This window comes from Micromonospora sp. NPDC005413 (genome assembly GCF_040606435.1).
Classification (GTDB): domain Bacteria; phylum Actinomycetota; class Actinomycetes; order Mycobacteriales; family Micromonosporaceae; genus Micromonospora.
The window spans coordinates 1-16147 of sequence record NZ_JBEXEV010000060.1 but is presented as its reverse complement, the minus strand read 5'-3'; the positions used below and the strand labels follow the sequence as shown (position 1 = coordinate 16147).

The following is a 16147-nucleotide window of genomic DNA, read 5'->3' as shown; positions in this document are numbered from 1 at the left end:
CCATCGCCCAGCCGGTGTCGAACTCGTGGAACACGAGATCGATGCGCCCTCCGCTGGTCGAGGGCCGCCGGATGCGGCGCTGGTACTGGTGGCGGGGGGGGGGGGGGGGGCCCCCGGGGGGGGGGGGGGGGGGGGCCCCCCCCCCCCCCCCCCCCGCTCCGCCGTTACTGCAGGTAGCGCTCCACCTCGGGCTTGGGGCGTTCGCCCTGTGCGTCCGGGTCGCCGTGGGTCTCCCGGGCGGCCCGCCGGCGGCGCAGCAGGTCCCAGCACTGGTCGAGGGACTCCTCCAGGGCGCGCAGTCGCTCGCTGGCGTCGCCCTCAGTGCCCGACTCGTGGGCCTGGGCATCCGCACGCAGCTTGTGTTCCTCGTCGACCAGCTCGGAGATCCGGTTCAGGATGGTCTTGTCGTCCATGCCACAGAGCCTGGCACAGGGTGCCCGGCATCGCCCGGATTCGGGGGTACCGGTGCGTCCCCGATCGGTCCGACGTCGCCCGCCTGTGCCGGGGCCGACGCCGATCGGGTCGACGGCGCTGGAGCGTCCCGCCCGTGCCATCGGGCCGGTGACGCGTACGCCCGCGCGGACGATGCGCCTGAATCTCCACTCAGGACCCCGGCGGGTGCGTCACCGACCCGCGCATGGCTGTGGGGTGGAAATTCCACCGTCCGCAAGTCTGGAGGTGCCCCGCGTTTGGTGAGATGCTTCCGTTGGCCCAGAAGGTGAAAGTTCATCAACCTGGCCGACCGAAGTGGACCACTGCGGTCGCCGGGACGACGAGGAGACGTGGTTCGATGTCGCAGGTTTCCGAGGCGGGTCCCGCCACCGCCAGCACCGAACCCCGGATGATCCCGCTGCGGCGCGTTCTGCCCGCACTGGTCCGCGATCCGCTCGGCGCGCTTGTCGACTTCGCGGAGGCCGCCGACGGTGAGGTCATCCGACTGAACCTCGGCTCGTTCCGCCCCTATCTGGTCAGCCACCCTGAGCACCTACAACGGGTGCTGCGGGACAACGTTGCCAACTACACGCGCGACGGCGACGGGTTGCTCTGGCGACCGGTCCGTCGGATCGTCGGCGACGCCATCCTGGTCGCCGAGGGCGAAGTCTGGGAGTCCAGCCGGAACGCCCTGCAACCGCTGTTCACCGCCAAGCGGGCCGAGACGCTCGTCGACAAGATGGCCGAGGCGATCAACGAGGCGGTCGACGAGTGGCTGGAGCCGGCCCGGGAGGGCCGCCCGATCGACGGTGGCGCCGAGCTGACCCAGATCGTGCTGCGGACCACCATGCGGGTGCTCTTCGCCGACCGGATCTCGGTGCCGGACGCGCTGCGGATCAGCGCCGCGCTGGACACCGTCACCACCGCGATGCTCCCGCGACTGCTGATGCCCGCCGTGCCGTACGCGGTGCCGATGCCCGGCGACCGGCCCTTCCGCGAGGCGGTGCGCACCATCGACGAGGTGGTGCTGCCCATCATCCGGGAGGCCCGTGCCCGGCCCACCGACGGCGACGACATCATCTCCACCCTCTGCCGGCCCCGCGCCGACGGCAGCGAACCCGACGAGTACGCGATCCGCGGCGACGTGGTCGCGATGTTCTCCACCGCCACCGAGACCACCATCGCCCTGCTCTCCTGGCTCTGGCCGGTGCTGGCCTCCCGACCCGACGTGGCCGAGCGGATGACCGACGAGATCGAGCGGGTCGTCGGTGCCGAACGGGTCGGCCGTGAGCACCTGCCCCAGCTGCGCTACGGCCGGATGGTGCTCGACGAGATGCTGCGGCTCTACCCGGCCGGCTGGATGATCCCGCGGACCGCTGTCGGCGACGACGTGCTGGGCGGGGTGCGGGTCAAGGCCGGCGGCACCGTGCTGGTCAGCCCGTACGTCACCCAGCGGATGTCGACGTTCTGGAACGACCCGGCGCTCTTCGACCCCGAGAGGTTCGCGCCGGAGCTGCCCCGGCGGCGCTACCGCTACTCCTACTTCCCGTTCGGCGGAGGCCCGCACCAGTGCCTCGGGCAGTACCTGTTCCTGCTGGAGGCCCAGCTCATCGTCAGCACCGTGCTGAGCCGCTACCGCTTCCAGCTACGCCAACCGGTCGACCTGACACCCCGGATGGGCGCCTCGCTGCAACCCAAGCAGCGGGCCGAACTCATCCTCACCCCGGTCGAGCGCCCGGTCGTATCGTGACGGGGGCGCCGCGACCGGCTCAGGCCGGTCGGGACGCGGTCGCCGAGCAGGGCCGGGTGTGCGCACTCGCCGTGCGAGGCGTACGCGACCTGCAGGGCGTCACCGCCGCCCACCCCGAACTGTTCGACGCCGCGCCCTTCGATGCGGCGCTGCTCAGCTCGGTGGCGACCGCGATCGCCTTCACCGCGCCGTGGCACACCGCCGCGGAGCTGCGCATCACCACCCGTACCCTGCTCTGGGTCTTCGCGGCCGACTGGCAGGTCGACTACCTCGCGCAGTCCGTCGACGACGTCGAGGAGGTGGTGACCGACTGCCTCGCGGTGGCCGACGGCGCCGCCCCGCCGCCGGGGCGGCACCTGGCGGGACTCCTGGCCGACCTGCGCGACGAGCTGACGACCGTGCCGGCGTTCGCCCGGCTGCGGCCGATCTGGCGCGAGGAGCTGGCCCGGATGCTCGCCGCCGTGGCCCGGGAGTGGGACTGGAAGAACCTGCCGACCGACCCGACGACCGGGCGGCGTCTGCCGGACCTGGACAGCTACCTGGACAACGCCGACAACCTCGCCTGCTCCTTCGTCAACGTCACGCACTGGATCGCCACCGGCGACGAGAAGACCCTCGCCCAGTTGACCGACCTGCTCGACGCCGGACGTGGCGTGCAGCGCGTACTGCGGCTGGTCAACGACCTGGCCACCCACGGTCGGGACGCCGAATGGGGTGACCTGAACGCCCTGCTGCTGGTCGAGGACCCGGCGCAGGTGCACAGCCGGCTGGCCGAGTTGACCGCCCGGTCCCGGGGGGACCTGGCGGCCCTCGGCGAGCGCTGCCCCCGCCAGGCGGACTACCTGAACCGGCAGATCTCCTTCACCGGCGGCTTCTACCAACTGTCGGACTTCTGGGGGGCGCGCGATGAGTGACGGCGCTTTCCGGGTGCTCGCCGACGCGACGACCGGCGGCGACCCGGCCACCGACGCCGCCCGTGAGCTGATCGCCGGCCTTGCCCTGCGGCCGTGGGGGCAGGTCGCCGCCTCGGTGTACGAGACCGGTCGGCTGGTCGCCGACGCCCCCTGGCTGGCCGGGCACCACCAGCGGATCGCGTTCCTGCTGCGCGGTCAGCGTCCGGACGGGGCGTGGGGCCCACCCGAGGGGTACGCCCTGGTGCCCACGCTGAGCGCCACCGACGCGCTGCTCGCCGCGCTGGTCGACGGCCGGGCCGGGACGGACCTGCTCGCCCCGGTGGCCCGTGGGCTCGGCGCGCTCACCGGCACCCTGCTCGCCACCGACGCAAGGGCGCTGCCGGACACCCCCGCCCTGGACCTCATCGTCCCGGCGCTGGTGGGTTCGATCAACGAACGGCTCGCCGGTCTGGAGCGGGCGACCGCGGACCGGCTGCCCCGCCCGCCGTTGGCGCTGCCCGACGGGCTCAACCCGGGCCGGCTGCGGGTGGTGCGTTCGGCGGTGGCCGCCGGCGCGGCGCTACCGCCGAAGCTGGCCCACTTCTACGAGATCCTGGACGCGGCACCGGCCGACGCGGGGCCCACCCTCACCGCGGTCGGCGCGTCGCCCGCCGCGACCGCGGCATGGCTGACCACGGCCGGCCCGGACGCCGGCCCCGCCGCGCACGCCTTCCTGCAGACGTTGATCCGCGAGGGCGGCGGCCCGGTGCCCTGCCCGGCCCCGATCACCGTCTTCGAGCGGGCCTGGGTGCTCAGCAGCCTGCGCCGCGCGGGCGTCGCGATCAATCCGCCGAACTCCGTCCTGGCGAGCCTGACCGGTGCCACCGGCGCCCAGGGCATCGCCACCGGCGACGGCCTGCCGACCGACGCCGACACCACCTCGGTGTCGCTCGACGCGCTGGCCCGGCTCGGCCGCCCGGCAGACCCGGTGAGCCTCTGGGCGTACGAGACGGCTGACGGTTTCTGCACCTGGCCGGGTGAGGACGGCTTCTCGGTCACCACCAACGCCCACGTGCTGGACGCCTTCGGGCAGCACGTGGCCCGGCACCCGGACGCGGACGCGCGCTACCACCGGGCGGTCGACCGGCTGAGCGTGGTGCTGTCCGGGCACCAGCGCGCGGACGGCGCCTGGCAGGACCGCTGGCACGCCTCGCCGTACTACGCCACCGCCTGCTGCGTGCTGGCGCTGACGGAGTTCGGGAGGGGCGCGGTGGCCGCCGAGGCGGTGGACCGGGCGGGCCACTGGGTGCTGGACAGCCAACGAGCGGACGGCTCGTGGGGGAGGTGGGCCGGCACCACCGAGGAGACGGCGTACGCCCTGCAGGTGCTTCTGGCGGTGCCGACGACGGTGCCACGGGTCGATGACGCGGTGGCAAGGGGGCACGCCTACCTGCACGAATTCGCCGCCCGGGAACACCCTCCACTGTGGTACGGCAAGGAGTTGTACTGTCCGATCGCCATCGTCCGCGCGGCGGTGCTCGCCGCCTGCCGTTTGGCTGCCGTTCGCACCTCCGACGTCGACCATTCGGTGGTGGATTGTGGTTACCGGGCAACAAAACCAACAACTTGAGGGGTTGTGTGGACACTGCTAGCGTACGCAGAGCCTCAGCCCCGTATGCCCCGCTGCGGTGGGACCTCGCCCCTTACGATCACCCGTTGATGAGCTGAGTCAACGCCCGGCCTGGGACGGTTCAATGCGTTCTCGCGGTACGAGTATCCGCACCAAGGTTGTCGCCCTGCTGCTCTCCCTGGTCGCGCTCTGGATGTTCGCGGCGTGGGTGACCCTGCGGGACGGCTTCAACCTGCTCGGTGTCCAGTTGCTCAACAGTAAGATCTACACGCCGAGCGAGCCGCTGCTGCAGGAGCTCCAGTTGGAGCGGCGGTTGACCCAGGCGTACCTGAGCAATCCCGACGCCGCGCAGCGGACGGCACTTGAGGTCGAGCAGCGCAAGGCCGTACAGCTGGCGGGTGACTTCGGCGACTCGGTGCGCAACTGGCAGGTCGACGTGGCCGGCAGTTCGGCACTCGACGCTCAGCTCGACGCGACGATCGCCCAGATCGACGCGCTCGAGCAGACCCGAGCGGAGGTGCTCGGCCGCAAGATCGACCGGGTCGCCGCCGCCGAGGCGTACACCGGCGCGATCGAGTCGATCTTCCAGATCTACGACGTCACCGGCAGTCTGGACGACAAGAAGATCGCCGCCGAAGCGGCGGCCCTGATCCAGCTCAACCGGATGAAGGAGCTGATCTCCCAGGAGGACGCGCTACTCAGCGGCCTCTTCGGCAACGGCCGGATGAGCGGCACGGAGTACGCCCGGTACGTCGCCCTGGTCGGCGCCGAGCGGTTCGTCGGCGAGGAGACCCGCGTCCGGCTCGCCGACGCCGACCAGCGCCGCTATCAGGAACTCGTCCAGGGCGAGGCGTTCACCCAACTGCGCGCCGTGCAGGACAGCATCATCCGCGAGGGCCGGCCGTCGATCCAGTTGCCGATCGGCGCCGAGCAGTGGCGCGGCACGGTCGAGCCGGCGATGGCCGAGGTGAACGACGCGGTGACCGCCGGCGGTGAGGGCATCGTGGACCGGGCCACCGGCGTGGCCGTGATGGTCGTCGTCCGCCTGGTGCTCGCCACCGGCCTGGGCCTGCTCGCCGTCATCGCCTCCGTCGTCGTCTCGATCACCACGGCACGGACCCTGCTGCGCCAGCTGGAACGGCTGCGCCAGGCCGCCTGGCAGCTCGCCGATGAGCGGCTGCCGCGGGTGGTGGAGCGGCTCGGGCGCGGCGAGGAGGTCGACGTGGCCACCGAGGCGCCCCCGCTGGAATTCGGCACCGACGAGATCGGCCAGGTCGGCAAGGCGTTCAACGCCGTTCAGGAGACCGCCCTGCGTACGGCCGTCGAGCAGGCCGACCTGCGCCGCAACGTCCGCGACGTCTTCCTCAGCCTGGCCCGACGCACGCAGGCACTCGTACACCGCCAGCTCACCCTGCTCGACGCGATGGAGCGCCGCGAACACGACGCGGAGGAGCTGGAAGACCTGTTCCGGGTCGACCACCTGGCCACCCGGATGCGGCGCAACGCGGAAAACCTGATCGTGCTCTCCGGCTCCACCCCCGGTCGGGCCTGGCGGCGCAACGTCCCCATGGTCGACGTGGTGCGCGGCGCCGTGGCCGAGGTGGAGGACTACACCCGGGTCAACGTGCTGCCGCTCGGGTCGGTCTCGCTCGCCGGCCGCGCGGTCGGCGACATCATCCACCTGCTCGCCGAGCTGATCGAGAATGCCCTGTCGTTCTCCCCGCCACACACGACGGTCGAGGTCCGCGGTCAGTTGGTGGCCAACGGGTTCGCCATCGAGATCGAGGACCGGGGCCTCGGCATGAGCGAGGAGGACCTGGCCGCGGCGAACCACCGGATCGTCGACCAGTCCGAGCTGAACCTCGCCAACGCCGCCCGCCTCGGGCTCTACGTGGTGAGCCGGCTGACCGAGCGGCACGGCGTGCGGGTACGGCTGAAGGAATCCGCCTACGGCGGCACCACCGCGGTCGTGCTGATCCCGAAGGAACTGGTCACCGAGGGCGGCGCTGGCCCGGAGGACTCCGGGGCGTTCCGGGCCGGTTCGGCCATCCCGATGCCGTCGGCGCCCTCCGTCGACACCGGTCGTCCGGACTTCCTCGCACCGGTCGCGCTGGCCGCACCGACGACCACTGCGCCGGACGTACCGGAACCGGTCACCCCGGCGGCGCCGATCTCGGCCGACACCGCCGCCTCGACGACAGCGTCCGGCGAGGCCGGGGCCGAGGCCGTCCTGCCCACCCGACAGCGGACAACCTCGACCACCGGCACACCGGAGTTGCCCACCCGGGCCCGGCGTGGCCTGGGCCAGCCGGCCCTGGAAGCCCCCACGGTGCCCACCGGCCTGCCCGCGATCGACCACACCCGACCGGCGGACCCCGCCGGCGCGCCGGTCTCGGCCGGCGACGGTGGTCCGGCGCCCACCCAGGCCGAGGCGGATCGGACCGACTCGGGCCTGCCCGTTCGGATCCGACAGGCGAACATCGTTCCCGAGCTGCGGGACGACCCGGCGCTGTCGGAGGCCGACGACGAGGATGTGGTGCGCCCACCGGAGCAGGTGCGCCGGATGATGAGCTCCTACCAGACCGGCACCCGGCGCGGTCGGACCGACGCGGCTCGGCTGCTCGGCGGCGTTTCCGGCGCTCCGGCGGCGCCTCCCGAGCCGACCGACGAGGACCCACAAGCCTGACCGACCATTGATGACGCGGGTTCCCGCGCGGCGTGACGGTCAAGCCCCAGACGAATACGGCGCACAGCCGGGCGAGAAGAGGACGACGAAGTGACCCAGAAGACGGCTTCGAGTGCCGACCTGACGTGGTTGCTGGATGACCTGGTGGGCCGGGTGAAGCAGGCCGAACACGCGGTCGCGCTCTCCACCGACGGCCTGTTGATGGCCTCCTCCCAGGGGTTGAGCAGGGACGACGGCGAGCACCTCGCAGCGATGGCGGCCGGCATCCAGAGTCTGGCCCGAGGCGCCGGTAAGCGCTTCGGTGGCGGGCAGGTGCAGCAGACCATCATCGAGATGCAGTCGTCCTTCCTGTTCGTCACCGCGGCCGGACGCAACGCCTGCCTGGCGGTCCTGGCCACCGAGGACGCCGACGTCGGTCTGATCGCCTACGAGATGGCGATGCTGGTCACCCGCGTCGGCAAGTACGTCGCATCTCCGTCCCGCACCGAGCAGCCGGACGGCGAGAGGTAGCGGCGATGACGGTCCAGGGGGAGTCCGCAGACCATCAGTGGGTGGATGACCATGCGGGTCCGGTGGTGCGCCCGTACGCGATGACGCGCGGTCGGGCCCGACCGGTCACCGGCACGTTCGACCTGATCTCCCTGGTCACCGCGACCCGAGCCGAGGTCACCCCGGAGGTCGGTCTCGGTCCGGAGCATCTGGCGATCGTCGGGCTGTGCCAGCGCATACAGTCCGTCGCCGAGATCGCCGCCCATCTCGACCTGCCGGTGGGCACCATCCGGGTGCTCCTTGGTGATTTGGCGGCCCGCAGCCTGGTGCAGGTCCGCGAGCCGCAGACCACGGCCGGTGTTCCCGACAACAGCATCTTCGAGGCGGTAATCAATGGACTACGGGCACTCTGACCGGCCGGCGGGAGCGACCCCACTGCCCACCGCGATCAAGATCCTGGTCGCCGGCGGCTTCGGCGTGGGAAAGACGACCATGGTCGGTGCGGTCAGCGAGACCCGGCCGTTGCGCACCGAGGAGGTGCTGACGGAGTCGGGGGTGGGCATCGACGACCTGTCCGGTGTGGAGGGCAAGACCACCACCACCGTGGCCATGGACTTCGGTCGGATCACCATCAGCGATGACCTGGTGCTGTACCTGTTCGGTACGCCCGGGCAGGACCGGTTCTGGTTCGTCTGGGACGAGCTGGCGTTGGGCGCGATCGGCGCGGTGGTGCTGGCCGACACCCGCAGGCTCGCCGACTGCTTCCCGTCGATCGACTACTTCGAGGGCCGGGGCACGCCGTTCGTGGTCGCGGTGAACTGCTTCGAGGGCGCCCGGCAATTCCGGCTCGACGAGGTGCAGGCCGCGCTGAACCTGGACCCGGGGGTGCCGGTGTTGCTCTGCGACGCTCGCCAGCGCGAGTCCAGCAAGGAGGTGCTCGTCACGCTGATGGAGCACGCCATGAAGACCCGCGAGGCCCGTCGCCGCGCCGCTGGCGGAGAATGACCAAGGTTTTTTCGGGGGAGGGTGTCCGGAACGCGTTCGGCCGTTCGTCATGCTGGCGACACCCCGAGAAACCAGGGAGCGACCAGATGAAGTACATGATGTTCGTGTGCAGCGACACCGAGCCGGACACCGACCCTACCGAGCTACCCGACATCTACAAGTGGGTGGCGGAGAACGACTCTCATGGCCGCCGTCTGACCGGCAACGTGCTGGCGTCGACCAGCGCGGCCACCACCGTCCGTGTTCGCGACGGTGAGCTGCTCGTCTCCGAGGGGCCGTTCGCGGAGACCGCCGAGGTGATCGTGGGCTTCGACCTGCTCGACTGCGCAGACCTGGACGAGGCGATCGAGGTGGCCCGCGCCCACCCGATGGCCCGCGAAGGGCGACTGGAACTGCGCCCGTTCGCGGACCTGTCCGACTGACGGAGTTGTCCACCTCGCCGCGCCGGCCGATGCGCACCCAGGCAGCGGCCGGGGCGGCGGAGGCCGTCGCGGCCGCCAGCGTCGAGGCGTACCCCCGGATCGTCGCGACCCTGATCCGGGTGACCGGGGACTGGGCGCTGGCCGAGGACTGCGCACAGGAGGCGCTGACTGTCGCCCTGGAGCGCTGGCCCGCCGACGGTGTCCCGAACAACCCGGCCGGCTGGCTCATGACGGTGGCCCGGAACCGGGCGCTCGACGTGCTGCGCCGGGCCACCGTGGAGCGCCGCAAGCTGCACGACCTGGCCCTCCTCACGCCGGTCGACGCGCAGCCCGAGCCGGGGATGGGGGAGGACCTGGTGGACGACCGACTACGCCTCATCTTCACCTGCTGCCACCCGGCGCTCGCGATCGAGGCCCGGGTGGCGCTGACCCTGCGAACCGTCTGCGGTGTGCCGACCGCCGACATCGCTCGACTCCTGCTGGTCAACGAGTCGACGATGACGCGACGGCTGACCCGGGCCCGGACCCGCATCGCCCAGGCCGGCATCCCGTACCGGGTGCCGAGCGGGCCGGCACTGACCGAGCGGCTGCCTGGCGTCCTCGCCGTGCTGTACCTCCTGTTCACCCGGGGCTACGTCGCCGATGGCGAGCCGGCCTTCGCCGACGAGGCGGTCCGGCTGGCCCGGCTGCTCGACCGGCTGATGCCCGAGCAGTCCGAGGTCGCCGCGCTCCTGGCGCTGTTCCTGTTCCAACACTCCCGTCGGGACGCCCGCCGCGACGCCGCCGGCGCCCTGCTCACCCTGCAACGGCAGGACCGCGACCGGTGGGACCGCGCCGCCATCGCCGAGGGCCTGGCCGCCGTCGACCGGGTACGCCACGACGGGCCGTACGGCTGGCAGGCGCGCATCGCCGCCTGCCACGCCACCGCCGCCTCGGCCGACGACACCGACTGGCCGACGATCGCGCGGGCCTACGACGCGCTGATCGGTATCCGACCCTCGCCGGTGATCGCGCTCAACCGCGCGGTCGCGCACGGCTACGCGTACGGGCCGGACGCCGGTTTGGGTCTGCTCGAAGCGGCGCGTGCCGGTGGCGGGCTGGACGGCCATCCACTCGCCGTGGCGGTGGAGGCCGATCTGGTGGCCCGGCAGGGGGACTGGAGACGCGCGGCCGGACTGTTCCGGGAGGCGGCGGCAGCGGTGGGCTCAACCGTCGAGCGTCGCGCGCTGCTCGACCGGGCTGACGAACTCACCCGGTAGGACAGTGCGGGTCAGCCGCGCTTGGCCATCACCAGGAATCGGGTCCAGGCCGCCGGCTCGAAGGCGAGCGCCGGACCGGCCGGGTCCTTGGAGTCGCGTACGCCGATGACGCCCGCGAGGTTGTCGGCTACCTCGACACAGTCGCCGCCATTGTTGCCACTCCTGCTGCTCTTGCGCCACCGAGCGCCGGTCAGGTCCATGATGCTGCCGCTTCTCTGAGGAGATTGAGGGACTGCGCACGCGACAGGGCTGCGTCACGAATGCGTTCCCACCGTCGGTCCAGGGTAGCAACGTCGGCTGCCTTGTCGATGAGCTGCGCTTGCGCCTGACTGTCGACGTGCGCGACCCGCGCGCCGTCTGACATCTCGGCCACGGTGAACGGCCCACCGAGGCCCGGGTACATGCCGCCGTCGGCGGGCACGACGAACAGCGACACGTTCGGCAGGGCGGCCACCTCGGCCAGCCGCTCGCACTGCTCCCGCATCATGTCCCGGTCGCCGTCGAGGGTGCGCCGGAGGATTCCCTCGTCGAGGACCGCGACGAGCAGCGGCGGGCGTTCCCGTCGCAGGATGGCCTGCCGGCTCAGCCGCGCCTCGGCGAGATTGTCGGCCTCGGCCGGCGTCAACGCCTCACCGACCAGCGTCGCCAGCGCGTACGCCTTCGTCTGAAGAAGACCAGGTATCCACGCGAGCTGGAACGACCGCAGCGACAGCGCCTCGCGCTCGATCTCAGCCCAGGGTCGGAACCATGCGGGCGTCCGGCGCTTCAGCGCGTCCGGCCACAGCTCGTCGACGTTCCGACCGAGCAGCTCGGCGACCCGTGCGCGATGACGAGTCTGGGGAATTCGGTCCCTGCTCGCCCACTTTGCCGCCGTCTTCGGATCGACACCAATCTGAGCAGCGAGAGTGTCGGCTGTGTAGCCCCTCTCGACCATCGCCGCCTGTACGGCTCGATTCATCTCCAGACCCTCCAGAACGTTCCAGACGTTGGAAGGCAATACTTCTACGCGGTGTAATTGTTTGGCAACCCTCGGCAGGGTGCTGTGTAGACAGCATCGAGGAGGGAGCCCAGAATGCCCGAGGACAGATCCCGGAACCACCCGAAGCCGACGGGCGGCCCGTCACCGGTCAGGCCGAGCCTGCCCCGCCCGACCGGGCCACCGCACCCTCCGTACCGTGGCCCGGATCGCGCGGCGAACGTCGTACCCGAATCACGCTGGCGGTCCCGGTGCGGCCCGCCGGTCGCGCACACCGCCGGCGGCCCGCTGTGGACGTGCGACGCCTGCGGACGGGACTGGCCCTGCCCGGCGATACGAGCGACACCGACGGACGCCGCCCGCCGCGCGACCCTGATCCCCGAGTTCTCGCGGATCACCCGCCGGGCGATCCGCGACCTGCGCGGCCAGCCGGGCGGGCCCGATCCGGTCGCGATCGTCCGCCGTTTCCTCTGGTTCCTGCCCCTCAGCGACGAGGAAGCCCGCGCGGTAGCGCTGCGGCTGCGCTGAGCGTGCACCCCGTCGGCGGAGACGTGCGAAGGGCCGCTGCCCGCAAGCGCGGGAAGCGGCCCTTCTCAGGTGTACGACGTCAGTTGGCGATCATGCGGCGCAGCACGTACTGCAGGATGCCGCCGTGCCGGTAGTAGTCCGCCTCACCGGGAGTGTCGATCCGCACCACAGCGTCGAACTCCACGCCGGTGTCGGTGCTGACCCGCACGGTGCTCGGGGTCTCGCCGTCGTTGAGGGCGGTCACGCCGGTGAACGTGAACGTCTCCGTGCCGGTGAGGCCGAGCGACTCGGCGGTGGTGTCCACCGGGAACTGCAGCGGCAGCACGCCCATGCCGATGAGGTTGGAGCGGTGGATCCGCTCGTACGACTCGGCGATGACCGCCCGGACACCCAGCAGCATGGTGCCCTTGGCCGCCCAGTCCCGCGACGAGCCCGAGCCGTACTCCTTGCCGGCCAGCACGACCAGCGGGATGCCGGCCTCCTGGTAGGCCACCGAGGCGTCGTAGATCGAGGTCTGCTCGCCGGTGAGGTGGTTGACGGTGAAGCCGCCCTCCACCCCGGGCACCAGCTGGTTGCGCAGCCGGATGTTGGCGAAGGTGCCCCGGATCATCACCTCGTGGTTGCCCCGGCGGGAGCCGTACGAATTGAACTCGTGCCGCGGCACACCGTGCTCGGCGAGGTACGTGCCCGCGGGGGAGTCGGCCTTGATCGAGCCGGCCGGCGAGATGTGGTCGGTGGTCACCGAGTCACCCAGCTTGGCCAGCACCCGGGCACCGGCGATGTCGACGACCGGGCTCGGCTCCTGCTGCATGCCCTCGAAGTACGGGGGCTTGCGCACGTAGGTGGAGTCGTTCTCCCAGGCGAAGGTGTCGCCGGTCGGGGTGGGCAGCGACTGCCACCGCTCGTCGCCAGCGAAGACATCGGCGTACGCGGCGCTGAACCCGGTCGCGCCGATCGCCTGGGCGATGACGTCCTGGATCTCGGCGCTGTTCGGCCAGATCTCCCGCAGGTAGACCGGGTTGCCCTCGGTGTCCTCGCCGATCGGCTCGTTGGCCAGGTCGATGTCCATCGTGCCGGCGAGGGCGTACGCGACCACCAGCGGCGGGGACGCCAGGTAGTTCATCTTGACGTCCGGGTTGATCCGACCCTCGAAGTTCCGGTTGCCGGAGAGCACCGACACCACCGACAGGTCGTGCTCGTTGACGGCGGCGGACACCTCCTCGGGCAGCGGACCCGAGTTGCCGATGCAGGTGGTGCAGCCGTAGCCGACCAGGTTGAAGCCGAGCTTGTCCAGGTACGGGGTGAGACCGGCCCGCTCGTAGTAGTCCATGACGACCTTCGAGCCCGGCGCCAGGGTGGTCTTCACCCACGGCTTGCGGGTCAGGCCCTTGTCGACCGCGTTGCGGGCCAGCAGGGCGGCACCGATCATCACCTGCGGGTTGGACGTGTTGGTGCAGGAGGTGATCGCGGCGATCACCACGGCGCCGTGGTCCAGCTCGTACTCCACGCCGTCGGCGCCGGTGACCCGGATCGGGTTGGTGGCCCGGCCGCCGGAGCCGACCGCCGCGGTCTCCAGGTCGCGCGGCTCGTCGGCCGGGTCGCTGAACTCGTTGGCCGGCGGGTCGCTGGCCGGGAACGACTCGGCACTGGCCTCGTCGGCCGGGCCGTTGGCGCCGCGCGGCAGCTCCTCGCGGGGCACACCCGGCTTGAGGTCGCGCTCACCGACGGAGTCGTCGGCGACGTAGTCGGTCAGCGCCGAGCGGAACAGCGTCTTGGCGGCGCCCAGCGGCACCCGGTCCTGCGGGCGCTTCGGGCCGGCGAGTGACGGCTCGATGGTGCTGAGATCCAGCTCCAGGCGCTCCGAGTAGACCGGCTCGATCTCCGGGTCGTGCCAGAGGCCCTGCTCCTTGGCGTACGCCTCGACGAGCGCGACCTGCGCGGCGTCGCGACCGGTCAGCTCCAGGTAGCGGACGGTCTCCGCGTCGATCGGGAAGATCGCGACGGTGGAGCCGTACTCCGGGGACATGTTGCCGATGGTGGCCCGGTTGGCCAGCGGCACGGCGCTCACGCCGGGGCCGTAGAACTCGACGAACTTGCCGACCACACCGTGCTTGCGCAGCATCTCGGTGATGGTCAGCACCAGGTCGGTGGCGGTGGTGCCGGCCGGCATCTCGCCGTGCAGCTTGAAGCCCACCACCCGGGGGATCAGCATGCTGACCGGCTGGCCGAGCATCGCGGCCTCGGCCTCGATGCCGCCGACGCCCCAGCCCAGGACGCCCAGGCCGTTGACCATCGTGGTGTGCGAGTCGGTGCCGACCACGGTGTCCGGGTAGGCCTGGCCGTTGCGCTCCATGATGGTGCGGGCCAGGTACTCGATGTTGACCTGGTGCACGATGCCGGTGCCCGGCGGGACGACCTTGAACTCGTTGAACGCGGTCTGGCCCCAGCGCAGGAACTGGTAGCGCTCCTTGTTGCGCTCGTACTCCAGCTCGACGTTGCGCTCGAAGGCGTCCGCGCGACCGAACAGGTCGGCGATGACGGAGTGGTCGATGACCAGCTCGGCCGGGGCGAGGGGGTTGACCTTGGTGGCGTCGCCGCCCAGGTCGCGCACGGCCTCGCGCATGGTGGCCAGGTCGACCACGCAGGGCACGCCGGTGAAGTCCTGCATGAGCACCCGCGCCGGGGTGAACTGGATCTCCACGCTCGGGGCGGCGGTGGGGTCCCACCCGCCGAGCTGGCGGATGTGGTCGGCGGTGATGTTCGCGCCGTCCTCGGTCCGCAGCAGGTTCTCCAGCAGGATCTTCAGGCTGTACGGCAGCCGATCGTGGCCGTCCACCTTGTCGATCTTGAAAATCTCGTAGCTCGCGTCTCCGACGCGTAGCTGGGTCTTCGCACCGAAGGTGTCGAGGCTCGCCACGTCGTACTCCTTCACACCAGCGACCGTGAGTAGTCCTGAGCAGTCTGTCGCACCGGCCGGGGTGCCGCCGAGGTTAGGTAGCACTTACCGCCGATTCCGCTTCTCAACAAAACCGTACGTCCGTCTTGCTAGTTATGCAACCTGACTCGGACATCCCCGCGCCCGATCCAACCCCTAGCCTCCTAGGACGCCATAGCGGGTGTCGGCTGGCCCACCGACGAACTCGCGGGCCAGCCGTGGCGGCGGCTCGCCGGTAGGGTTCGAGGTCGGCCGGGGAAGGGGTGTCAACCGTGTTCGACGTGCAGCACTGGCTCGTGTCGTTGCCGCCGATCGCGGTCTACCTGCTTGTCGGCGGCGTGATCGGCGTGGAGAGCATGGGCGTCCCTCTGCCCGGCGAGATCGTCCTGGTCAGCTCCGCCCTGCTCGCCGCCACGGGAGTGGTGGAGCCTGAGTGGGTGGCCGCGGCCGCCGCCACCGGCGCGATCGTCGGCGACTCCATCGGGTACGCGGTCGGCCGTCGCGGTGGCCGCCCACTGCTGGCCCGACTGGGCCGGCGCTTCCCCCGTCATCTCGGTCCCGCCCAGCTTGCCCGGGCCGAGCAGAGCTTCGCCCGCTACGGCGTCTGGGCAGTCTTCTTCGGTCGGTTCGTGGCGCTGCTGCGGATCCTGGCCGGCCCGCTCGCCGGGGCGCTGCACGTGCCGTACCGGCGGTTCCTGCTGGCCAACGCGGCGGGCGGGCTGGTCTGGGCGTTCGGCACCACCTACCTGCTGTTCACCGTGGGCCGGGCGGCCGAGCACTGGCTCAAGGACATCTCCTGGATCGGGCTGGCCCTCGCGGTCCTCGCCGGCCTCGCCAGCACCTGGTGGCTGCGCCGACGGGCCCACCGGCTCGAGGCAGCCGAGCCAACCCCGGACGCGGACCCGGTCCGCGCGAGCAGCGAACCCTGACCCGGCAGCCGAGCCAACCCCGGACGCCGAGCCGGTCCGCGCGAGCAGCGAACCCTGACCCGAACGACGACGAAGGGCCGGTCCCCTGGTGGGGTCCGGCCCTTCGGTCGTCTGTCCGCGGGTCAGCTGGTGGCGTAGCCGCGGGTGGCGATCCAGTCGGCGAGGTGCTCGGCGGTGACCTCATACGAGGCGGTGTTCGGGTTGGCGGAGTCA

Annotated in this window: 15 protein-coding genes and 1 pseudogene; 11 read left to right on the top strand and 5 right to left on the bottom strand. The window is 71.5% G+C overall.

Features of this window, described 5'->3' with window-relative positions:
* Positions 1 to 164: 164 nt before the first annotated feature.
* A complete protein-coding gene (locus ABZS37_RS31985; protein WP_124821979.1) occupies positions 165 to 413 on the bottom strand; it encodes a DUF2630 family protein in 249 nt (82 codons plus the stop codon).
* Positions 414 to 844: 431 nt separating this feature from the next.
* Between ABZS37_RS31985 and ABZS37_RS31980 the strand changes: the two genes are divergently transcribed.
* The 9 genes from ABZS37_RS31980 to ABZS37_RS31940 all read left to right on the top strand — a co-directional run bounded on the left by ABZS37_RS31980 (position 845) and on the right by ABZS37_RS31940 (position 10566).
* Positions 845 to 2182, top strand: coding sequence for a cytochrome P450 (locus ABZS37_RS31980; protein ID WP_355175214.1), 1338 nt, complete (start codon positions 845 to 847; stop codon positions 2180 to 2182).
* Positions 2179 to 3096 carry a terpene synthase family protein gene (locus tag ABZS37_RS31975; protein ID WP_355175212.1) on the top strand — a complete coding sequence of 306 codons (918 nt, stop codon included), beginning with the start codon at positions 2179 to 2181 and terminating at the stop codon, positions 3094 to 3096. The genes ABZS37_RS31980 and ABZS37_RS31975 overlap by 4 nt, the downstream gene beginning before the upstream one ends.
* Positions 3089 to 4705, top strand: coding sequence for a prenyltransferase/squalene oxidase repeat-containing protein (locus tag ABZS37_RS31970; RefSeq protein ID WP_355175210.1), 1617 nt, complete (start codon positions 3089 to 3091; stop codon positions 4703 to 4705). Before ABZS37_RS31975 ends, ABZS37_RS31970 begins: the two co-directional genes overlap by 8 nt.
* A 124-nt stretch (positions 4706 to 4829) precedes the next feature.
* Positions 4830 to 7391 (top strand): nitrate- and nitrite sensing domain-containing protein, encoded by a 2562-nt coding sequence (locus ABZS37_RS31965; RefSeq protein ID WP_355175208.1) that lies wholly within the window; start codon positions 4830 to 4832, stop codon positions 7389 to 7391.
* A gap of 90 nt (positions 7392 to 7481) precedes the next feature.
* Positions 7482 to 7901 (top strand): roadblock/LC7 domain-containing protein, encoded by a 420-nt coding sequence (locus tag ABZS37_RS31960; protein WP_355175206.1) that lies wholly within the window; start codon positions 7482 to 7484, stop codon positions 7899 to 7901.
* 5 nt (positions 7902 to 7906) lie between these two features.
* Positions 7907 to 8293 (top strand): DUF742 domain-containing protein, encoded by a 387-nt coding sequence (locus ABZS37_RS31955; protein ID WP_355175204.1) that lies wholly within the window; start codon positions 7907 to 7909, stop codon positions 8291 to 8293.
* Positions 8274 to 8885: an ATP/GTP-binding protein gene (locus ABZS37_RS31950; protein WP_355175202.1), complete on the top strand. Its 612-nt coding sequence runs from the start codon at positions 8274 to 8276 to the stop codon at positions 8883 to 8885. The genes ABZS37_RS31955 and ABZS37_RS31950 overlap by 20 nt, the downstream gene beginning before the upstream one ends.
* An 86-nt stretch (positions 8886 to 8971) precedes the next feature.
* Positions 8972 to 9307, top strand: a complete 336-nt coding sequence (locus ABZS37_RS31945; RefSeq protein ID WP_355175200.1) for a YciI family protein — start codon at positions 8972 to 8974, stop codon at positions 9305 to 9307.
* 5 nt (positions 9308 to 9312) lie between these two features.
* Positions 9313 to 10566, top strand: coding sequence for a sigma-70 family RNA polymerase sigma factor (locus tag ABZS37_RS31940; RefSeq protein ID WP_355175198.1), 1254 nt, complete (start codon positions 9313 to 9315; stop codon positions 10564 to 10566).
* 11 nt (positions 10567 to 10577) lie between these two features.
* On the opposite strand, the gene ABZS37_RS31935 is transcribed toward ABZS37_RS31940, so the two are convergent.
* Together ABZS37_RS31935 and ABZS37_RS31930 are read right to left on the bottom strand one after the other, a co-directional pair.
* Complete coding sequence (locus ABZS37_RS31935) at positions 10578 to 10766, bottom strand: DUF397 domain-containing protein (protein ID WP_355175196.1); 189 nt, start codon at positions 10764 to 10766, stop codon at positions 10578 to 10580.
* Positions 10757 to 11524, bottom strand: a complete 768-nt coding sequence (locus ABZS37_RS31930) for a Scr1 family TA system antitoxin-like transcriptional regulator (RefSeq protein ID WP_355175194.1) — start codon at positions 11522 to 11524, stop codon at positions 10757 to 10759. Before ABZS37_RS31930 ends, ABZS37_RS31935 begins: the two co-directional genes overlap by 10 nt.
* A gap of 114 nt (positions 11525 to 11638) precedes the next feature.
* Here ABZS37_RS31930 and ABZS37_RS31925 point away from each other — a divergent pair, with 114 nt between their 5' ends.
* Complete coding sequence (locus tag ABZS37_RS31925; RefSeq protein ID WP_355175192.1) at positions 11639 to 12070, top strand: hypothetical protein; 432 nt, start codon at positions 11639 to 11641, stop codon at positions 12068 to 12070.
* A gap of 79 nt (positions 12071 to 12149) precedes the next feature.
* On the opposite strand, the gene ABZS37_RS31920 is transcribed toward ABZS37_RS31925, so the two are convergent.
* A complete protein-coding gene (locus ABZS37_RS31920; protein ID WP_355175191.1) occupies positions 12150 to 15002 on the bottom strand; it encodes an aconitate hydratase in 2853 nt (950 codons plus the stop codon).
* A gap of 275 nt (positions 15003 to 15277) precedes the next feature.
* Here ABZS37_RS31920 and ABZS37_RS31915 point away from each other — a divergent pair, with 275 nt between their 5' ends.
* Complete coding sequence (locus ABZS37_RS31915) at positions 15278 to 15934, top strand: DedA family protein (RefSeq protein WP_355175189.1); 657 nt, start codon at positions 15278 to 15280, stop codon at positions 15932 to 15934.
* 122 nt (positions 15935 to 16056) lie between these two features.
* Here ABZS37_RS31915 and ABZS37_RS31910 read toward each other — a convergent pair.
* Positions 16057 to 16147: pseudogene (locus ABZS37_RS31910) on the bottom strand (phytochelatin synthase); the annotation flags it as partial.

What these genes read in the sequence shown, in the direction of transcription:
- ABZS37_RS31985 (WP_124821979.1), bottom strand. Translation starts at nt 413, where the DNA reads ATGGACGACAAGACCATCCTGAACCGGATCTCCGAGCTGGTCGACGAG.
- ABZS37_RS31970 (WP_355175210.1), top strand. Translation starts at nt 3,089, where the DNA reads ATGAGTGACGGCGCTTTCCGGGTGCTCGCCGACGCGACGACCGGCGGC.
- ABZS37_RS31965 (WP_355175208.1), top strand. Translation starts at nt 4,830, where the DNA reads ATGCGTTCTCGCGGTACGAGTATCCGCACCAAGGTTGTCGCCCTGCTG.
- ABZS37_RS31955 (WP_355175204.1), top strand. Translation starts at nt 7,907, where the DNA reads ATGACGGTCCAGGGGGAGTCCGCAGACCATCAGTGGGTGGATGACCAT.
- ABZS37_RS31950 (WP_355175202.1), top strand. Translation starts at nt 8,274, where the DNA reads ATGGACTACGGGCACTCTGACCGGCCGGCGGGAGCGACCCCACTGCCC.
- ABZS37_RS31945 (WP_355175200.1), top strand. Translation starts at nt 8,972, where the DNA reads ATGAAGTACATGATGTTCGTGTGCAGCGACACCGAGCCGGACACCGAC.
- ABZS37_RS31935 (WP_355175196.1), bottom strand. Translation starts at nt 10,766, where the DNA reads ATGGACCTGACCGGCGCTCGGTGGCGCAAGAGCAGCAGGAGTGGCAAC.
- ABZS37_RS31930 (WP_355175194.1), bottom strand. Translation starts at nt 11,524, where the DNA reads ATGAATCGAGCCGTACAGGCGGCGATGGTCGAGAGGGGCTACACAGCC.
- ABZS37_RS31925 (WP_355175192.1), top strand. Translation starts at nt 11,639, where the DNA reads ATGCCCGAGGACAGATCCCGGAACCACCCGAAGCCGACGGGCGGCCCG.